This window comes from Streptomyces sp. NPDC002835 (assembly GCF_053591995.1).
The window spans coordinates 1-18,779 of record NZ_JBSFUW010000067.1 but is presented as its reverse complement, the minus strand read 5'-3'; the positions used below and the strand labels follow the sequence as shown (position 1 = coordinate 18,779).

The 18,779-nt window shown below is 69.6% G+C and carries 12 protein-coding genes and 2 pseudogenes; 9 read left to right on the top strand and 5 right to left on the bottom strand.

What is annotated here, in order from left to right; all coding sequences use genetic code 11:
* The 6 genes and pseudogenes from ACWD01_RS35660 to ACWD01_RS35635 form a co-directional block, all read left to right on the top strand.
* A pseudogene (locus tag ACWD01_RS35660) lies at positions 1–354 on the top strand (IS630 family transposase); the annotation flags it as partial.
* A gap of 214 nt (positions 355–568) precedes the next feature.
* Positions 569–1,654: an IS110 family transposase gene (locus ACWD01_RS35655; protein ID WP_451167935.1), complete on the top strand. Its 1,086-nt coding sequence runs from the start codon at positions 569–571 to the stop codon at positions 1,652–1,654.
* Between the two features lie 17 nt (positions 1,655–1,671).
* A pseudogene (locus ACWD01_RS35650) lies at positions 1,672–1,941 on the top strand (transposase); the annotation flags it as partial.
* Positions 1,942–2,215: 274 nt separating this feature from the next.
* Entirely contained in the window at positions 2,216–5,863 is a 3,648-nt protein-coding gene (locus ACWD01_RS35645; protein ID WP_451167933.1) for an NACHT domain-containing protein, read from the top strand.
* Positions 5,864–6,210: 347 nt separating this feature from the next.
* Positions 6,211–6,696, top strand: a complete 486-nt coding sequence (locus ACWD01_RS35640) for an endonuclease domain-containing protein (RefSeq protein ID WP_451167932.1) — start codon at positions 6,211–6,213, stop codon at positions 6,694–6,696.
* A 355-nt stretch (positions 6,697–7,051) separates the two neighbouring features.
* A complete protein-coding gene (locus ACWD01_RS35635) occupies positions 7,052–9,496 on the top strand; it encodes a Helicase associated domain protein (protein ID WP_451167930.1) in 2,445 nt (814 codons plus the stop codon).
* Positions 9,497–9,665: 169 nt separating this feature from the next.
* On the opposite strand, the gene ACWD01_RS35630 is transcribed toward ACWD01_RS35635, so the two are convergent.
* From ACWD01_RS35630 to ACWD01_RS35615, 4 genes are all read right to left on the bottom strand, one after another.
* Positions 9,666–10,895: a hypothetical protein gene (locus ACWD01_RS35630; RefSeq protein ID WP_451167928.1), complete on the bottom strand. Its 1,230-nt coding sequence runs from the start codon at positions 10,893–10,895 to the stop codon at positions 9,666–9,668.
* Positions 10,892–11,503: an RNA polymerase sigma factor gene (locus ACWD01_RS35625; protein WP_451167926.1), complete on the bottom strand. Its 612-nt coding sequence runs from the start codon at positions 11,501–11,503 to the stop codon at positions 10,892–10,894. The genes ACWD01_RS35630 and ACWD01_RS35625 overlap by 4 nt, the downstream gene beginning before the upstream one ends.
* Entirely contained in the window at positions 11,500–11,817 is a 318-nt protein-coding gene (locus ACWD01_RS35620) for a hypothetical protein (protein ID WP_451167925.1), read from the bottom strand. Before ACWD01_RS35620 ends, ACWD01_RS35625 begins: the two co-directional genes overlap by 4 nt.
* An 83-nt stretch (positions 11,818–11,900) precedes the next feature.
* Positions 11,901–13,067, bottom strand: a complete 1,167-nt coding sequence (locus tag ACWD01_RS35615) for a hypothetical protein (protein ID WP_451167923.1) — start codon at positions 13,065–13,067, stop codon at positions 11,901–11,903.
* A gap of 108 nt (positions 13,068–13,175) precedes the next feature.
* Between ACWD01_RS35615 and ACWD01_RS35610 the strand changes: the two genes are divergently transcribed.
* Both ACWD01_RS35610 and ACWD01_RS35605 read left to right on the top strand, forming a co-directional pair.
* Positions 13,176–13,442 (top strand): hypothetical protein, encoded by a 267-nt coding sequence (locus ACWD01_RS35610; RefSeq protein ID WP_451167921.1) that lies wholly within the window; start codon positions 13,176–13,178, stop codon positions 13,440–13,442.
* 238 nt (positions 13,443–13,680) lie between these two features.
* The gene (locus tag ACWD01_RS35605; protein WP_451167919.1) at positions 13,681–15,801 is read left to right on the top strand and encodes a HEAT repeat domain-containing protein; all 2,121 of its coding nucleotides are present in this window, start codon (positions 13,681–13,683) and stop codon (positions 15,799–15,801) included.
* A 496-nt stretch (positions 15,802–16,297) separates the two neighbouring features.
* Here ACWD01_RS35605 and ACWD01_RS35600 read toward each other — a convergent pair whose 3' ends face one another.
* Entirely contained in the window at positions 16,298–16,960 is a 663-nt protein-coding gene (locus tag ACWD01_RS35600; RefSeq protein WP_451167917.1) for a hypothetical protein, read from the bottom strand.
* Positions 16,961–17,044: 84 nt separating this feature from the next.
* On the opposite strand from ACWD01_RS35600, the gene ACWD01_RS35595 reads away from it, so the two are divergent.
* Complete coding sequence (locus tag ACWD01_RS35595; RefSeq protein ID WP_451167916.1) at positions 17,045–18,625, top strand: IS1182 family transposase; 1,581 nt, start codon at positions 17,045–17,047, stop codon at positions 18,623–18,625.
* Positions 18,626–18,779: the final 154 nt, after the last annotated feature.

Below are 18,779 nucleotides of genomic sequence, written 5' to 3'. Positions count from 1 at the left end.
GGTATGGCCCTGCGCGGAAGACTCGCGGCGGCCCGTGGAGCCTGGCTCGTCTTCGAGGACGAAGCCGGATTCTCCATGACGCCGCCGCAGGCCAAGACCTGGTCACAGCGCGGCCGGACCCCGGTGGTGCGTGTCCGTGGCCGTTCCCGCAGACGCATATCCATCGCGGCGCTGACCTGCTACAAACCCGGCCACAGGTCCCGGCTGATCTACCGGCCACGCCGGGACGACGGCCGACGCGACGGCCGCAAAAGCTTCTCCTGGCGCGACTACCGGGACCTGCTGATCGCCGCCCACCAGCAGCTCGGCGGCCCGATCGTGCTCATCTGGGACAACTGTGAGACTCGTGGGGCACCGTCTGGGGCCAGGGTCTGACCCGTGGGACAACTGGCCCAGGCTGCCTTGTTGAGGATCTGTCGGCCTGTGGTCCCAGGCGGTGCTTGCTGCCGCCGGACCGGCGGGCGTGTCCCGATAGGGGCCTTGCCGCACAAGGCACCGTCACAGTTCTGACCGCCCACCGGCCCGACGTCGGCCACAGCCCCCGTGCCGATCGAGGAGCCGCGTGACCATCACCAGCATGCCCCAGCCGACTCTGCCCGCACAGCGAGAAGAACCGCTGGCCGAGGACGTGATCCTGGGGGTGGACACCCACAAGGACGTACATGTCGCCGCCGTGGTCACCCCCCTCGGGGCGCTCCTGGCCCACCAGCAGTTCCCGACCACCGCCGCCGGATACCACCAACTCCTGGCCTGGGCACGCGCATTCGGTGCCCTGCGCCGAGCCGGTGTGGAGTGCACCGGATCCTACGGAGCGGCCCTGGCACGCTTCCTGAGCCGGGAGAACGTCCAGGTCGTCGAGGTCAATCAGCCCGACCGCGCCCTGCGCCGCAAGCGCGGCAAGACCGACGCCGTCGATGCGGAGGCCGCCGCCCGCGCGGTCCTGTCCGGACGCGCTGACGTCACGCCCAAGACCGGCGAGGGCCCGGCGGCCGACATGCGCGTACTGCGACTGGCGAAGGAGTCGGCCGTCAAGGCCCGCACGCAGGCCAAGAACCAGCTCAAGGCCGTGCTGCTCGGTGTCGATCCCGCGCTGCGCGAGGCACTGTCCAAGCTCAGCAACACGGCCCTGATCGCCAGGTGCGCCGACCTTCCCGACGCCAGCGATGCTGCCGTCTTCACGCTCCGGTTGCTGGCCCGGCGCATCCAGCAGCTGACCGCCGAGGTGAAGGAGCTCGCCCGCCGGGTTAGCAAGGCCGTCCGTCGCTGCCATCCGCAGCTCCTGGACATCATCGGCGTCGGGCCCGACAGTGCCGCTGCCCTGCTGATCGCCGCCGGCGACAACCCGGAACGGTTGGCCAGCGAGGCATCATTCGCCGCTCTGTGCGGCGTCAGCCCTGTCGAGCAGTCTTCCGGAAAGACCCAGCGCCGGAGGCTCAACCGCGGAGGCAACCGGCAGGCCAACGCCGCCCTCTACCGCATCGTGGTGACCCGCATCCGCCGTGATGCCCGCACCCGTCACTACCTCGAACGACGCACGAAACAGGGCATGTCGAAACGCGAGATCATCCGCTGTCTCAAACGCTACGTCGCTCGCGAGATCTACCGTCACATCCAGCCGCCGTCGGCCCTTGCTGCCTCGTCTTCTGCCGCTTGACGCAACATAGGGGCATCCTCAACGTCCACAAGGCCGCCGGCCTGCGGGAGTTCGCCGCCTCCCGGGACTGGCTGACGATCTACTACCTGCCGCCCTACGCACCCGACCTCAACCCCGTCGAAGGGATCTGGTCCCTCCTGCGACGCGGCTGGCTCTCCAACGTCGCCTTCTCCACCCCCGAACACCTCGTCCAGCGCATCCGACACGGCCTACGCCACATCCAGTACCGCAGCCACCTCATAGACGGCTGCCTCGCCGAGACCGGCCTGACCATCAGACCCACCTGAGCAACCCAGCGACATCACGAGTTCAACCTCAGTAGCGAAAAGAAGCGTATACGCCAGGACCACGCGGCCCGTCTCGCGCGGTTCAGGCTGGCCAGGGTTCACGCCAGGTGCGGGATGCTGGGAGATCACCTCGGTGATACTGCCGATAGCGAACAGCACGCTGTGCGGCGGATCGGCCAGATCTCCCGCACTTCACCGCGTGTCGTTGTCACAGGTGCCGTTTAGGCTTGTCTTTTCTGTACATGCACAGGGAGTTCGAGTCGGGGGATTCAGCGTGAGAGACGCCAGCACGGGACTGGGCAACTACCTCTACGAGCGGCTGACGGAGAAGCACTTCCAGCGTCTGTGCGCAGCCCTCCTTGCACATCTCTACCCCGAGGCCCGCTGCTACCCGGTTGGGCACTCCGACGGCGGCCGGGACATGACCCGCACCGACGGCACCGAAGCCCTCGTCTACCAGGTGAAATGGACCAGCAAGCCCGCGCAGAATCCGGTCTCCTGGCTCAGCGCAGCGGTGAAGGAGGAAGCGGACAACATCCGCCGACTGGTACTCGCCGGCGCAACCCGGTACGTGCTCATCACCTCCGTTGCCGGCACAGCCGTCCCCGGCCGGGGCAGCATGGACCGCTTGGACGCCGAACTCGCCCTGCACTCACGTGACTTCGGTATCCCGATGCACGTGTGGTGGCGCTCGGACGTCGATGCGCGCGTTGACGCTGCGCCCACCGAACTGAAGTGGGCCTACTCCGACATGCTGGCTGGCCACGACCTGGTGCGGTACTTCATCCACGGCGCCCAGGCGGCGACCCAGGACCAGGAGCTGCGGACCCTGGTGATGAAGGTGATTGCCACGCAGTGGGAGGAAGACTCCAAGGTCAAATTCAAGCAGGTCGAACTGACCACCCACAACCTTGACGACCTGTTCATTGACGTCGGGGCCACCCGTGTCTCTGAGCCGGGCAACCTCCGTCGGTCCTTGCCTGTACAGCTGGAGCTCGGCCAGGACCCCGCCGAATCAGCGGGCGCCGCACGCTACCTGCTGCGAGCCGACCGCCCGTTCACCCTGGTGCGCGGCGAACCCGGCCAGGGCAAGTCAACCCTCAGCCAGTACCTCTGCCAGCGCCACCGTGCGGCCTACCTCAACGAAACCGACGAGCCTGCCGACGGCTCCAGCGAACAGGAGCAGCTGGCTGACCCCCGCATCGCCCTGCGCATCGACCTGCACGACTACGCGGCCTGGCTGGCAGGGCAGGACCCATTCGCCGACTACACGGCGACCGCCAGGAAGCGCCTGCGCCGCGACGGACAGCTCGAGCACTTCCTCGCCGTGTTCCTCACCGCCCACGGCGGAGGTCTGCCCGCCGACGCCACGACAGTCAACGACCTCCTTGCCCGGCTCCCCGTCCTGGTGGTCCTCGACGGACTCGACGAAGTCGCCAGCCCCAGCACGCGTAAACGCGTCGTCAGCGAGATCGACAGCTTTGCCGCCCGGTTGCGTACCGCCCTCAATGCCCAGCTCGTCGTCACCACTCGGCCCAACGCGGCAGAGCTGGCCGAACCGTCCGGGGGACTGTTCGAAACCATCACACTGACCCGTCTCAGCCCCGAACTGCGCAACACCTACCTGCACAAGTGGGCCCGCGCCCGAGGCATATCAGGCCCCGATCTGGCCGAACTGGAACGTACCTTCAAGCAGCGCTCCGCAGAGCCGCACATCGCCCAGCTGGCCGACAACCCCATGCAGCTGACGATCCTGCTCTTCCTCATGCAGCGACGCGCCAACTCCGTGCCCAACAACCGCACTGCGCTCTACACCTCCTACATGGAGACCTTCCTGGACAGGGAAGCGGAAAAGACGGCGACGGTCCACGAGCACCGCGCCGACCTGGAAGAAGTCACGGCTTTCCTGGGATGGCACCTTCAGGCACGGGCCGAAGCGGAAAGCGGCAACGGTCAGATGCCCACTCGCGAGCTGCTCAAAGCCATCATGAACTACCTCTTCGACGTCGAGAAGGACGAGTCGATGTTCAACGACTTGTTCACCGCCGTCACCGACCGCGTCTGGGCCCTCACAAGCAAAGTGCAGGGAACCTTCGAGTTCGACGTCCAGCCGCTGCGTGAGTACTTCGCAGCCCGCTACCTCTACGAGTACGCAGGTGCCGACCAGCGGGGCTTTGACACCGGCGACGTCCTGCGCAATCTGGTCCGGCGTGGCTACTGGCTCAACACCCTGCGCTTCTACGCCGGATTCGCCAACCCCAACGAACTCGGCGGTATGGTCGAGGCGCTGGAGGAAGAACGCGACACCCACTCACACCCCAGCCAGGCTCGCATCGCCGCCTGGAACTTGCTGGCCGACGGCGTGTTCATCGGACGTAAGCGCTCACAGAACCGGGCAGCGGAACTCTTCCTCGACGACCTGAGCGTCCGCCTCGTCCACCACAGCCTCATCCAAAACCAGGACCTCCCGGAGATCGCCGGAGACCGCGGCGGACATCACCTCGCTGCCAAGCTGAGAGCCCTCGTCGCCAAGGAACCCGCCTCCCGCGCGACAGCCGAACGCATCCAGCTCGCATCGCATCTGGACGACCCTGCGGAGTTCGACGCGTGGTGGCAGCCACACATGCTGACCGCGGCCGGCACCGGTCACGAACGCGCCTGGCTGGCCATTGCCGCACCCGCCCTGAGCCTCTACCGCGCCGGCTCGACAGTCGTGAACCGCCTCGCCCTGGCCGACCCGACCACCGCAGCCGCAGCCCTCGCCGCCGGAGCCGTAGCCGAACCCGGCTCCCCGGCAGAACACGCACTGCTCCGCGCCGTCCTCGACGGCCACGCCAGCGATATTCCGCGGCCCTGTCCCGGCTACGCGGGAGACGTGCTGCGCGTGCTCCACCCCGACCACTATCTGCTCAAAGCACTGCCGGAAGTCTCAAGCGGCCGAGAGACCGCCTGGAGCCCCCAGCACCACCGGCAAGGCGCATTCCGCCGCCTCCGCGACAGAGACCCCCGCTTCGCCCTCCTGCAGCAGAAGTCGAAGAACACCACAGGCCAGTTCAGCACCACCTCGATCTGGGGCAACACCGCCCGCACCGTCAGCGAACTGTTCGGACCGTGCTGGCTGGCCGCCGAGATCGCCATCATCGGAGCCGCCGCCGACCCCAAGACGTTCCTGACAGGAGGAGACCTCACCCGGGACTCCGAGTGCTTCGGCCCCAACCCCGACTACGGGCGCCTGCTCCAAGAGACACGCCGCAACCGCGCGGACCCCATGTGGTGGACGAACGCCTTCACCGCCTACACCGACCCGCTGTCGCGCGCGGCATGGGTGCTGGCCCTGCTCAGCACCGCCACCCAGAACACACTCCTCGATCACCTTGAACACGTGGACGACGCCGTCAGTAAGCTCCCGGACGAGACGCTGACCGCACTGCGTATGAGCTCCAGCCGCCTCGGCGCCATGCCCTTCGCACGGCCGTTGCAGGAAGCCATCCTGAACACCGCAGCCGACCGGAGCCTGGCCACCCTCAACCTCCTCACCCATTACCTGCGCAGCCACCGGCTCGCCGCCCTGGACGACTCGACGCTGATCGACATGGCTCGCTATGGCACCTCCGCCTGGCCAGCCATGCGCGCCCTGAGCGAGCGGATGTCACAAACCCCCTCGCCTCACCTACTGGAGGGACTGAAGGCCTACGGCCCCTACACGGCAAGGCCTTCCGGGCCGCCTCCCGTCGTACGCAGCGGGGTCCTCAACCACGCCCCCGACGCCGTTGCCGCCATCCTCGACGCCTCGTTCGACTACCCCGTCGAATGGGTTCTGGCAGCTGTCGGAGCAGCCGAACGCTCGGCGCTTCACGCCGACGCCTCCTATCTGCGGGACGTGGCCCGCACACACAACTGGTTCACGCACCAGAGCCGTTGACCGAAGGCGGCAGTGGTTAAGCGCGAGGACATAACCGCTGGTGCTTTCGCCCTCAGGTTCGGGCGCCGGGCAGTGCCGGGCGGGGCCGCCGGTTCACTCGGCTCGGCAAGCCCTAACGGGCAGTGAAGTGTCTGCCTCGTTGACTGCGGCGGTCCACACGTCGCGGTCGAACCACTTGGTGATCTGCGGCTGCATCTCGGTGATTGCGGGACGTGCGATTGCGGCACTGCCCTGGGATCCTGAGGACCTCATCGACCCGCGGCTGGGGGACCGGACCCAGGCGGATGCGGCCTCGGGAGATGCCAACTGGCGCGCGCAGATTCTCCGCGTGATCCGCAGCGCAGCTGATGCCGAGTGCAACGAGAACGGCTGCTCCTGCGGACCGCCATTCTGCCGACGCGGCACTCCTGGATGGGCTCTGCCCTGTGGACTCACTCCAGCAGCCCTGCTCCAGCGCGGGAGGAGAACGAGACGAGGCTGCGCACCGCCGTTCAGGCCTGCAGCGGCTGGGGTACCCACAGCGAGGACTCGTCCTGGCACACGCCGACCACCAGCGGTTGGAAGGTGCTGTGCCCTGCGTGCGCGGCCGCCGGCCTGCGCAGCTACCGTCAGGAGCTGAGGGCGTCGCCTACGCCCGCCTTCGCGAAAGGGGGCCGCGGGCCGAAGACTTCCTGTGCGCGATGTGCGATCCGGCGCGGCCCGCTGCCGTCTGGGACCACTGCCACGAGCACGGCCTGATTCGAGGCCCGCTGTGCGGCAGCTGCAACACCATGGAAGGGCAGGGCAAGGACTTCCTTGCCCGCAAAGGCAGCGTGCGGCACCTCGTGCGCTGATGGTGACAGCCCGGCCGCACGCCAATCCAGCCACGCCCGGCGACCCGTCAGGGGGACGTACACAGGCCACACGCTCATCTCCGCAGGCCGCAGACCATGTGTTTCACGGACCGGCCACACCCGCGGGCGCGCAAGGCCCGCCGTGCGCACCACCGAAACTCCAGCCCGCCGAACGACCCACAGAGGGCGCGTCCCCCTTTACGCTCTATACGAGCCCACCGCCGTGTTCCGCCACCCATCCGCGTATCCGTCGACGTGTTGTCCGGTGCGCCCCCTTGCCGCCTGGCGGAGCATGAGCAGCGGGATTGGCAGCCCTGGTGACTGCCTGCCGGGTTCGGCCGCAGGGCTGTTGCAGGTGGGTGATGATGGGCCGGTGAGTACCGCCATCGTCGATGCCGTGGTGTCCCATGAGCCCGTTCGGTCTTTGTTTCCCGACCAGGTCCGGGGGCGGGACAGTGCGGTGCGGCATCTGCGGCGCGTGGGTTCTCGAGGGCTGTATGTGTCGGCGACGGGGACGGGCAAGACGCTGGTCGCGGTCCGGGTCGCGCTCGCGCTCGGCGCACGGTTGACGCTGGTGGTCGTGCCGACGCTGGATCTGGCGGCCCAGACCGCGCTGGCGTGGCGAGCGGACGGCTACACCCGTCACATGATCATCGTCTCCTCGATGGACACCGCCGGCCACGACCAGCTTGCGGCCGCGCAGGTCGGCTCGACCAGCAGCACCGCCGCCCTCGCCGCCCTGTTGTCGGTGGTGGGGGAGGGGCCGGACCAGATCCCGTTCTTGACCGTGGTGTGCACCTACGACTCCCTGGACAAGATCCGCGATGCCCAGCACACCGGCCGCCAGGTCCCGGCGTTCGACCTGGCGGTGATGGACGAGGCTCACCGGATCGCCGGCCGGGCGGACAAGAAATGGGCGATCGTCAACGACGCCGCAGCCATCCGCGCGGACCGCCGCCTCTACATGACCGCCACCCCGCGCAGCTTCGCCGCCCCCGAGATCTCGGAGTCCGCCAGCCTGGTCCGACCGCGCGACTACCGCACCGCCGGCGAGACGGCCGAGGGGTCCGCCAACTCGATGGACAACGAGGCCGCCTACGGCAAGCTCGTCCACGACTACCCTCTCGCGACAGCGATCGCCGACGGCCGGGCGGCGGACTACCGGATCGTGGTCCCCACGGTCAGCGACGCCGACCTGCGCGCCCTGCTCAACCTCCCCGCCCCCGGCACCACCACCCACGACGACAGCGGCGGCGGCGAGGTGGGGGAGGGGGCGCTGCGCACGACCGCTCTGCACCTGGCCGTCCTCAAGGCCATGACCCAGCACGGCCTGAAGCGGGTGCTGGTGTACTTCCACCTGGTCGAGGACGCCACCCGCTTCACCCGCGAGCTCGGCCACACCCTGCGCCTGCTCCGCCGCACCGCCCCCCACCTGTGCCCGGACACCGACCCGCAGTTGTTCTTCGTCCACGGCGAGCACACCCCCGCCGAACGCGCTGACGCCTTCACCGGGTTCGCCGCGGCCCGCTGCGCGATCCTGACAAACGCCAAAGTGATCGCCGAGGGCGTCGACATCCCCAGCGTTGACGCGGTCGTCTTCGCCGACCCCACCCGCAGCATCGTCCGCTGTGTCCAGGCACTGGGCCGCGCCCTGCGCCTGGACGTCTCCGGCAAGACTGCCTCCCTGCTCGTCCCCGTCTACCTCCCGCCCGGTGCCGACCCCGAGAACATCCTCGGCACCGCCTTTGAACCGGTCTGGGCCATCACCACCGCTCTGGCCGGCCATGACCATCGCATCCTCGAGCGCCTGCCGAGCAAGGCCAACCGCCTGCCCCAGGAGACCAGCGCGCTGGTGATGAAACGCTGGCACTTCGACTTCACCCTCCACCCCGAACGCATCGCCCGCGCCATGGACCTGATCGCGTTCAACCCCCGCGGCCCCCTCTCACGCACCCGACGCGAAGGCCTCGCCTCCGCCCAGGCGTTCCACGACGCCTACGGCCACCTCGACGTCCCCGCCCACCACGTCGATCCCGTCGGCTTCGAACTGGGCCGCTTCATCACTTCTATGCGGGACGCGCACACCGCCGGCCGCCTCGAGGCGGAGTGGACCGCCGAACTCGACGTGCTCGGCATGATCTGGGACAAGCACGACGCCGCCTGGCGCGCCCGCCTCACCACCGTGGCCGACTACCACCAAGCGCACGGCCACCTTGCCGCACCTGCCACCACCCCGGTCGGCGCCTGGCTCGCCGAACAGCGCCACCTCGCCGCCCACGACCGACTTGCCCCCGCCCGCACCGCCGACCTCGAAGCCATCGACCCTCACTGGCGCCTTCCCTATGGCCCGGACTGGCACCGCAAATACCACCTCCTGCGCCGCCACCTCGAAACCGGTCGCCCGTTGACCCCCGAGACCGCCGTCGGCAGCGCCAACCTCGGCAGCTGGACCACCCGCCAACTCGGCAGCTGGACCGCCCTCGACACCGGCCAGCGCACGCTCCTCGAAGCCCTCGACCTCACACCGGCCACCACGAGCTTGGTCCCGCGCCCCTCGACCCGGCGCACCTTCGCCCAGACCGTCCAGCTCCTCGAACTCTTCCTCCACCGCGAACGCCGCGCCCCCACGGCCCGCGAGACGATCACCGTCGACGGCGACACCGTCAAGATCGGCCCCTGGTTCGCCAAGATGCGCACCAAGCACCGCGCCGGCCAGCTCCTCGAAGAGCACGAGAGCCTCGTTGCCGCCCTCTTCGACGGCGACTGGACCGCCGAAGACCCCGCCCCCGCCTTCACCTGACTGTCCGGCCCGCGCCGCGACCTGAGTCGAACCTGGCCGGGGTGACCCGTGCATGCCCGTGGCGGGGTGGCCGCTGTGCCTGGGCGGACTGCCCACCCCCTTGGCTGCCACTGGAGCAACGGAGGGAAGGGCTACTACTGCCCGCCGCATACGGCGCTTGGCCTTCTCCTTACTCGTCACAGTCACCGTTCACCAGGGAGAACCTCACAACGTGTTCGGCTGTTTGCGGCCAAGCAGCACACGTCCCCAGGCCAAGCGCCCCGTGCTCTAGCTGGACCGTGAAGCTCACCACGTTCTCTTCCAGGCCCTCCGTATGAAGAGCAAGCGCCGGGACGGCCTGAAGGGATGCCCAAGTGCTTGTGTCCGGCTGCCGGTCTCGCAACTTCACCGCCACAGCCGCACCGAAGGCAACCAGCATCACAGCTGCAGCATCCGCTCGTGTGCCAGGTGCCCTCGCGGGCCGCCGAAGCGGCCGTAGCCCTTCGCACACGTCAGGGGTGTAGCGCTCCGGCAGATGGTCAGCAGTCGTGCTGCAGGCCTCAGGGGGGTCACAGAGCAGGGCTTGCCAGTTCCACGTGCGGGCCGCACCCAGGCGAGCAGCCAGCATGCTCGCCGACCAAGGGATCCGGTCCGCCGCAAGGTCCTGACGTGTACCGGCGTCGATCTGAGAGGACCGTGCCCCAGCATCGTCGATGATCGACTGGGCCTGCTGCTCGGCCTTCCTCAGCAGGGCTTCAGCTGCATGGTGGGCGTCCTCACGGATCTGACTGGCCGCTGACTGCATCTGCTCGGCCTCGCCGAGGAGCTTTGCGATCGTGCGGCGGGACTGCTCCATGCGGCGCCGGAAATCTGCCCGTTCCCGCTGCATTTGGCTGCGTGCGGTGCTCAGGAGTTCGTCAGCTTCACGGTCGGCCCGCTCTGTGATCTGCTGCGCCTCCGCCCGGGCGGCCGCGGTCACGCCGCTCGCGGCCAGATGCTCCACGGTCGAGGTCCAGATGCCGCAATTGTCGAGCAGGAGGGAATGCGACGGGACGGTCGGGTAGGGCGCCGGGCCTGCCGGGACGGAGTCCGTGGACCGGTCGGTCAGGCCGTCGATCGACTGCCTTACGTCGATCTCTTCGAGGGCCTGCTCGGCGCCGGGGACGCTGTGGTCGGCGGCCACGCGCAACCACCGCTTGGCGGCGATGTAGTTGCCGCGCTCGAGGTACTCGTGGCCCAGCGCGTACGCCTCATGGCCCAGGACCGCGGCATCGGCCTGCGCTCGCAGCCGGTCCCGCTCCTGCACGCTGCGGCCCTCAAGACGCTGCATGATCGCGGCGAAGCTGAACGTCTTCCCGGAGCCCGTGCTCAGCGTGATGTACGCGTCCTGCTCACCGTCGTGGTGCTGTTCGGGGTTCACCGGTGCGCCTCCTTCGCTGTACGGGCGGTGTCGTAGCCGTCCAGGCGGGGTGACTGCCGCAGTTTCTGCAACGCTGTCTTCAGGATCTTCTTCATGGTGTCGATGCCGACCTCCATGACTTCGGCGCAGTCCTTCACCGGCAGATCGGCGACGTAGCGCACCGCCAGGGCCTGCCGCTCGCGCTCGGTCAACTCGGCCAGTGCTGCGCCGAGATCGGTGCGCCGCACGACGTCCGCGAGGTCGTCGCGGTTGCTTCCGCTGGCCGCGGCCTTCGCGAGGTCATCGGCCTCGACGGTCAGGACCCGTCCGGTACGGCGGAAATGGTCGTTCAGGCGGCAGTGGGCGATCTGATACAGCGTCGCCACCGGCTTGGGATGTTCGGGATGCTCCGGCCACCACGCGAAGAACTGCTCGAAGACCTGACTGAACAGCTCCCCACCGTCATCCCGGCCGGCCTTCCCGGCCAGAAACCTGAACAGCCCGTCCCGGTGCGCTTCGAAGAAGGCCTCGAGCATCGCCTCATCGCCCACCTGGCCCACGGTGATCGGCCCGCACGGCTCGGCCGCATCGCGACCGAGCCCTGTGCGGGAATGGTCCTGCAGGGTCACCGGCGCCGCCGCGCCGCGATCGAACGCCCGCCCACGGTCCCCCCGCGCTCAGCGGAGGCTTCCCGGTGCAGCGCACCGGCGGGCATGGTGCCCGTCAACGACCAGGTGCCGGCCACACCACCGTGGTGCACCTGAACCTCCCGCTCACCGCCGGCGACGTCGGCCACCATCTCCGCCAGCAGCTCCTGCTCGCGCTCGCGGCGCTTCTCACGGGCCAGCTGCACCCGCCTCCACTCACGCGCCCCGATGGCGACCAGCATGATCAAGAGGGCGATCACCCCCTCGGGCATCAGCAACTCCTGCACCTTCTCCACCGCCCCGTTCCTCGGCCCACTTGCCTGTCACCGGGTTCATCGCGCGAGCAGCCCCCGACGGGTACCGAAAGGTCCAAGATCTTTTAGGCAAGCACCTCAGCGGCCTCGTCTGCCTGCCCCAGCCCTCCGCTCTCGACCCTCGTCAGCTCGCGCAGCGTGCGGATCCGGGTCTCGCCGAAGCCGACCACGCCGGTCTCGTCGCCGGGGATGCGGAAGATGGCCGGGTCGGCCTCGAGCTGCTCCATGAGCACCTCGTGCAGCTCGTCCAGGATCGGACTGAGACAGGCCAGGAGGCTCTCGGCGAACTGCCGGGGCGTGGGGCCCACGGAGATGACGTGATCGAGGTAGGGGCCCAGGCCGCGTCCGTCGATCCGCGCCCGCAGCGCGGCCAGTCCCGGTGTGTCCGGCAGGAGGATCCCGTGCATCATGTACAGCCCGTAGAATCCCCGCAGGCCTGTCAGCACTGTCCGCGCTCGCACCAGCTTCTCGTCACTCGCCTGCCTGACCTGCTCCAGGCCGTCCGCGTGCTGCTGGAGCAGCCCCCAGTCCACTGGCGGCCCCTCGCCCCGCTCGGCCGCCCCCAGCATCTGCACCCAGTCCTCGGCCGCCAGCTCGAACATGCCGCAGGCGGCGAACGCCTCGGCCAGCGCGTCCGCCCCGACCTCCTCCGCCCCCAGCCCGATCGCGGCGACCAGGTGCACCACTCCCGCGAAGTCCGTCCCCTGAGGCAGCGCCTCATCGGCCAGGAGCGCCGTGCGCACCGCCTCCGGATGCGCTGACCCGCGGTACGGCCGGGCCGCGAGAAGCCGACCGGCCGCCGCATACAGCGCATCCGCTCCTTCCTCGCCGGCCCCGGCCGCGCCCCGGGCGGCCTCCAGCAGCCGCTGCGACACCGACCCCCGCACCGCCCACACCAACGCCTCGCGCACGGCGGCCAACGGCGGCTCCGGCACCGCCGCCGCGTCGGCTTGCGGGGGCATGCCAGCCTCGGCGAACCACTCCAGCACCGCCAGCCGACGGTCACGTCCCTGCCGAAGATGCCGCGCCAGCGCCGCCGCGCTCTCCACCACCACCGGATCGACCACGTCCACCACCGACCCCCGGCCCCGCCCCAGCCCGCGGCGCCGGTGCCGCGGCAGCAGCCCGGCCCGCCGCCAGCTCTCCAACTGGCTGACCGTCACCACCATGCCACGTACGGCCAGTTCATGGACCACCTGCAGATCAGCCGGACTCGGCGCTCCTCGTGCCATGCCCACCATTACAACCCCGAGAAGTGCCATCTCCGGCACAATTTCCGCTCTGGCTCACTGGACCCAGCACAACCCGGTACCCGCCAACTCCAAGGAACCTAGCCGACCATGCTCCCCAGCCACCGGACCCGCCTCCGAGCCAGGACCGCCGCCGCCCTCACCACCGTGCTCCTCACCCTCCTCATCGCCGGCGCCCTCCACCACCCCGGCCACCTCAAGAGCCTCCTGGCCGCCCTCACAGCCACGCTCGGCGCGATCACCGCCATCCTCGCCCTCGCCGCAGCCTTCGCCCCCACCACCGCCACACGCACCGCAGCCCGCCACACCCTCGACCTCCTGCTGCGCCTCGTGCCCTGGTACACACCCCGAAACTGACTTCGCACCTTGGGTCCAGGCGTGTGAGGCCCGAATACTGTTGGCTCGACCGGAGTCCCTGCCCGAACTCGAGTGGCAGGGAGCGGCGTTGAGTAGCCAGCACTCGCGGCGGTCACTGTCCGTACGCCCCTTCCAGCGCAGTCCGCATGGCCCCGCCGGTCCCAGCCCGTGCCGATGGCGTCGCAGGCCCGCCCCGGGACAGCTCCTGCTGTCAGTGCCGCCTGGAATGGTTCTGATCATGTTCGACGGACTGCATGACATCGACTGGGCGTCGATGGAGCACGCATACGGCTCGGCTGAGGAGGTACCGGCGCTGCTGTGGGCGTTGTGCTCCCTGGACACGGAGGAACGCCGCAAGGCCCTCGACCGCTTCTACGGCGCCCTCCACCACCAGGGCAGCGTGTACCCGCCCACGGCAGCCAGCCTGCCCTTCCTCTTCGAGCTGGCCGCCGACGGCGCCACGCCCGACCGGCCGGCCGTCGTCGCGCTGCTGGTCAACATCGGCCGGGAGTCCCTCGAGCGGGGCTTCGAGGACGACGGCACCGAGATCGAGTACTACCCACCGACGGGCTGCGCGCAGGCCGTCGCCCTTCTACGCGAGCGGGGTGGGGAGTTCGCCGCACTCGCCCGCGACAACGACCCGGACGTGCGCCTGGCCGCGATCGGCGGCCTCGGGCTCTTCCTCGACGACGCCGACCGGGCCGCCGCGGTGCTACGCGAGCGGCTGGCCGCCGAGCCCGGCATCGCGGCGCGGCTGCGGATCGTTCAGGCGGCGGCCACCATGGCACTGCGCCTGCCGACGGCCTCGCACCAGGTAATGGACTGGCTCGCCGGGCTCGCCGCCGACCCCGCCCAGGGCCCGCCGACCCAACTCGCGGCCCTGGTCCAACGGGCCCGCTGCGCCCCGGAAGAGATCGGCGAGGACGTCCTGCCGGCCGCCGTCGCCCTGCTGCGCGAGATTGCCCGCGCCATACCCGTGCGGCCGATCGCACCGGCCCCGAGCCGCCCGGCAGCCACGGACACCGTTGCACCCCAGATCGTCGCCGCCTTCGAGGATCTCGACCGGCACACGCGCGTGTACGCGCCGACCACCGTCCTGCTGCGCACGTTCCACGAAACTTTGGGTGCCCGGGTGCCCGAGCGCACCGCGCTGCTGGCCGAGCAGATGAGCAGCCCGGATCCCGGCTCGCGCCTCGACGCGGTCCGGATGAGCGGTGAACTGATGCAGACCTGGCGGGGGAACCACACCCGCCTCCTTCTGCTGGTCGCCGATCAACTCACCACAGACGACCAGGAGGTCGCCGCCGAGGCTGCGGCCGTCCTGGAGTCCTGCCACCCGATCGCCGCCCCGGCCCGGGAGGCACTCGCCGCGCACATCGACGCCCAACGCGCAGCACACGGCCCGAACGTGTGGGCCGCACCGCAGGCGCGCCTGCGCAGAAGCCACCAGGAGGCCGTCCGGGCCTTGGCACGCCTCCGCGACGCACGCGCGCTGCCGAGTCTGCTGACCGCGCTGGACAGCGACGTCGACGCCTGGCGTGCGATCCAGGTCGCAGAGCATCTGCCGCAGGCGGCAGACCAGTTGGTGCCCCGGCTCTGCGACCACCTGTGCCGGCTCGACCTCTCCCACCAGTCGACCGAGATGAGCGCCAACGCGATCCTGGCCGCCCTGGCCGCGCTGGGCGAGGCGGCCGCGGTTCCCGTGGTGATGAACACCCTCGGCGCCGCGGTGCACCATGGGCAGCACGGCGTCACGCGATCAGCCCTGAAGACGCTGGGGGCGTTCGGCCCGGCGGCAGCCGGCGCACGGGACACGATCCGGCCGCTGACCACCGCCACCAACGCGCACGTACGGCCTGCCGCCGTCGCCGCGCTGTGGGCCGTCGGCGGTGACCTGGCCGAGGTCATGCCGCTCCTGCTCGACCTCCTCGACGACCGCATCACCTTCCGGATCAGGGACGCGGCTGATCTGCTCGGTGAGATCGGCCCGCCCGCCTCCGCCGCCTTGCCGCGCCTACGTAACCTCCTGACGCACGACTACGAATGGGTCCGGGTACATTGCGGGGCCGCGCTCTGGGAGATCGGTGGTGCGGCTGAGGCACCGGCCGTCCTGAACGCCCTGCTACAGGCCATGGCCGAGAATCCCGCGACGGCCAACCACGTCGTGGCCTGCCTGGACAGCATGGGCTCTCTTGCGGCACCGGCCCTGCCCCTGCTCCGGGAGCAACTGGCCCAGCCTCGACGCGGCGGCAGGTTCCAGAGCATCGACCACGACGAGGAACTCCAGCGGATCGGCCGTACCCTCATCGCTCGGCTCGATCCTCCAGTTCCGCGAGCACCCGCTCCGCGAACAGCCTGAGGCTGCGCCACTCCTCCGCCTCCGGCTCGTCGGACTCGGGACACTGACGGCCCTGCGACAGGACGGAGACCAAATGCCATGCGGCCACGGCTGACTGCGAGGACGCCGGAACACCATGCGCAGAGGACTGGCCTGGCCGGTCAAAGACGTCGTGTTCGGGATATGAACCCCGTGATCCCACCGGCGTTTTGCCCACCCCGGGCCAGCGGCCGGGCAAGCTCCCTACAGCGCCAGGACCTCGACGCCGACCCGCTGCGCCGCCACCTGCAATCCCCCGCCCCCGACCGCTACATCATCCGCGAGGGCCATCCAGCACCTCGACGGCCTCACCGGCGCCGTTCCCGAGGAATCGGCTGAGCCGATCTGGACCGGCATCGGCCGACGGATCGCCAGCGACGACGGCTGACGATCTCTGCGGCTGCCACAGCCGTGTCCGCGGCACGGCCTGTAACGGCCCGGTTGCGCTTCCGGTACCGGGTACACCGGTTCAGGTTGCTCACAGCGTATCCGTGGCCGGGTCCTGGGCGGCGCGGGCCCTGCCGAGCCCGTTGAGCACGGCGGCGCGCCAGACGTCTCCCCGGTGAGTGATCTTCGCGCAGATCTGCCGGTACTCGGCGAGGGCGGCTTCACCGCACCCCGGACGCGAGGTCCGGTTGGGGCAGGCCTTGGGATGGCGCCGCTTCCACTCCTCGAGCAGGGTCCTGGCTTCCTTGGACGTGTGCCAGCACGCGGCGTACACGGTGTTGACCAGGTCGACGGGCAGACGGACGGATACCGGTTCCTGCCAGACGCCGCTGGGGGAGCCGGGCGAGCGGCCCGGCGCCCGCGTCTGGCGCGGGAAGGGGTCCCACTGGCGGTTCCAGGCCCGCTTCTCAAGCTCCCGGAACAGACCGCCGGTCACCAGCGCGTTGAGACTGTCGATCAGCTGCCCCTTGTACCGTAGTTCGACCTTTTGGTCCTGCCACAGGACGCGCCGGGCGTCGGCCTCGCGGCGGGTCATGCCCGCGGTAGAGGCCATGGGCTGCTCGCGTGCCCAGGCGCGTTGCTGTGCGAAGAACGGCTTGAGGCCGTCCAGCTCCTTGCGGGTGCCGTAGGAGACGTACGCGGTGATCTGGACGGTACCGGGCACGGAGCCCGTGATGAGGGTGAGGAGGTTCATGAGGGTGCCGTCCTAGAAGGCTTCTGAAGATCTTGGGTTCTGGCCCTGCCGCGTCAGCGGCAGGGCCAGACTCGTCTTGTGGCGATGGGTGAGTGGGTCGGCGAGACCGTCGGGCCGGATGTGTGGGAGACCTGCCGGGATCTGATTCCGGCAGGGAGTGTGTTCGCGTTCCTGGCCGAGCATCGTGGCGAGCTGTTTCCGGCTGAGATGTTCGTGGACATGTACCCGTCGGCGAATGGACGGCCGAGCATGCCGCCGCAGATCCTGGCCGCCGCGATCACGCTGCAGGCCCTGCACGGCCTGTCGGACTTCGAGACGGTCCAGGAACTGCGGTGCGACCTGCGGTGGAAGGCCGCATGCGGCCTGGGCCTTCACGACATGGCGTTCGATCCATCGCTTCTGGCCTACTTCCGCCGCCGGCTGGCCCGTTCCGCCCGCCCGAACCGCGTGTTCGAGGCCGTGCGTGGGGTCGTGAAGGCAACCGGTGTCCTCAAGGGCAAGCACCGCCGGGCGCTGGACTCCACTGTGCTGGACGACGCGGTCGCCACCCAGGACACCGTCACCCAGATCATCGCCGCCGTCCGGGCGGTGATCCGCGAGGTCCCCGGCGCGGAGACAATCGCCGCTGCCCAGTGCGGCGCGCACGACTACACCGACCCGGGCAAGCCGAAGATTGCCTGGAACGACGAGCAGGCCCGCGCCGAGCTGGTCGACGCGCTGGTCACAGATGCCCTGCGGCTGCTGGGCCACCTGCCCGACCAGCAACTCGGCGAGAAAGCCGCGAACGCGGTGGGCATCCTGGCCCTGGTCGCAGGGCAAGACGTCGAGCCCGCCGAGGACTCCGACGGCCGCGACGGACGCTGGCGCATCACCCGGGGCACCGTCCCGAACCGGATGGTCTCCACCGTCGATCCGCAAGCCCGGCATGTCCACAAGACCCGCAGCCACCAGCAGGACGGCTTCAAGGCCCACCTTGCCATCGAGCCCGAGACCGGCTTATACACCGCCGTCGCCCTGCGGCCCGGCTCCGGGCCAGAGCACCATGAGGCCGCCGTGGGTCTTGAGCTGCTCGCCGACGAGGACACCCCGGTGGACGCCTTCGGCGACACCGCCTACTCCACCGGGGACGCCCGCCAGGCCCTGGACCGGGCCGGGCACCGGCTGTTCCTCAAACCCGCCCCGCTGCGGCCCGCCGTCCCCGGCGGCTTCACCCTCGACGACTTCGCCATCGGCACCACAGCCGCCGTCGTGACCTGCCCGGCCGGACACACCGTGGGTCTGTCCGACCCCGGCGGGCAGCACCACCAACGCAAAGCGTGTTTCGGGGACTTATGCACCGGATGCCCCCTGCGTGAGCAGTGCACCAAAGCCAAAGCCGGACGCATCCTGACCATCCGCCCGCACCACGACCTCCAAGCGGCCGCCCGCCACCAGGCCGCCACCGATCCTGACTGGCAGGCCGACTACCGCCGCTGGAGACCACCGGTCGAACGCGCCGTCGCATGGCTCGTCCACCACGGCAACCGCCGACTCCGCTACCGCGGCACCCTCAAGAACGACGCCTGGCTCCATACCCGAGCCGCCGCCCTCAACCTCCGCCGACTGATCAACCTCGGACTCACCCGCCTCGACGACACCTGGCACCTCATCCCAGCCACCACATAACGAAGAGGGGCCATCCGGCCCCGGCCGGACAGCCCCTCACCAAGATCTTCATCGACCTTCTAGGCACTGTTTCTCGGATCATGTGCGGAGCCAGATGATGAGGGCCGCGAGGGTGACGGTGCCGAGGTAGATGTAGGCGCGCTTCTCGTAGCGA

Coding starts and splice junctions, on each gene's coding strand:
- ACWD01_RS35605 (WP_451167919.1), top strand. CDS start 13,681: ATGTTCGACGGACTGCATGACATCGACTGGGCGTCGATGGAGCACGCA.
- ACWD01_RS35615 (WP_451167923.1), bottom strand. CDS start 13,067: ATGGCACGAGGAGCGCCGAGTCCGGCTGATCTGCAGGTGGTCCATGAA.
- ACWD01_RS35600 (WP_451167917.1), bottom strand. CDS start 16,960: ATGAACCTCCTCACCCTCATCACGGGCTCCGTGCCCGGTACCGTCCAG.
- ACWD01_RS35640 (WP_451167932.1), top strand. CDS start 6,211: ATGCCGAGTGCAACGAGAACGGCTGCTCCTGCGGACCGCCATTCTGCC.
- ACWD01_RS35595 (WP_451167916.1), top strand. CDS start 17,045: ATGGGTGAGTGGGTCGGCGAGACCGTCGGGCCGGATGTGTGGGAGACC.
- ACWD01_RS35610 (WP_451167921.1), top strand. CDS start 13,176: ATGCTCCCCAGCCACCGGACCCGCCTCCGAGCCAGGACCGCCGCCGCC.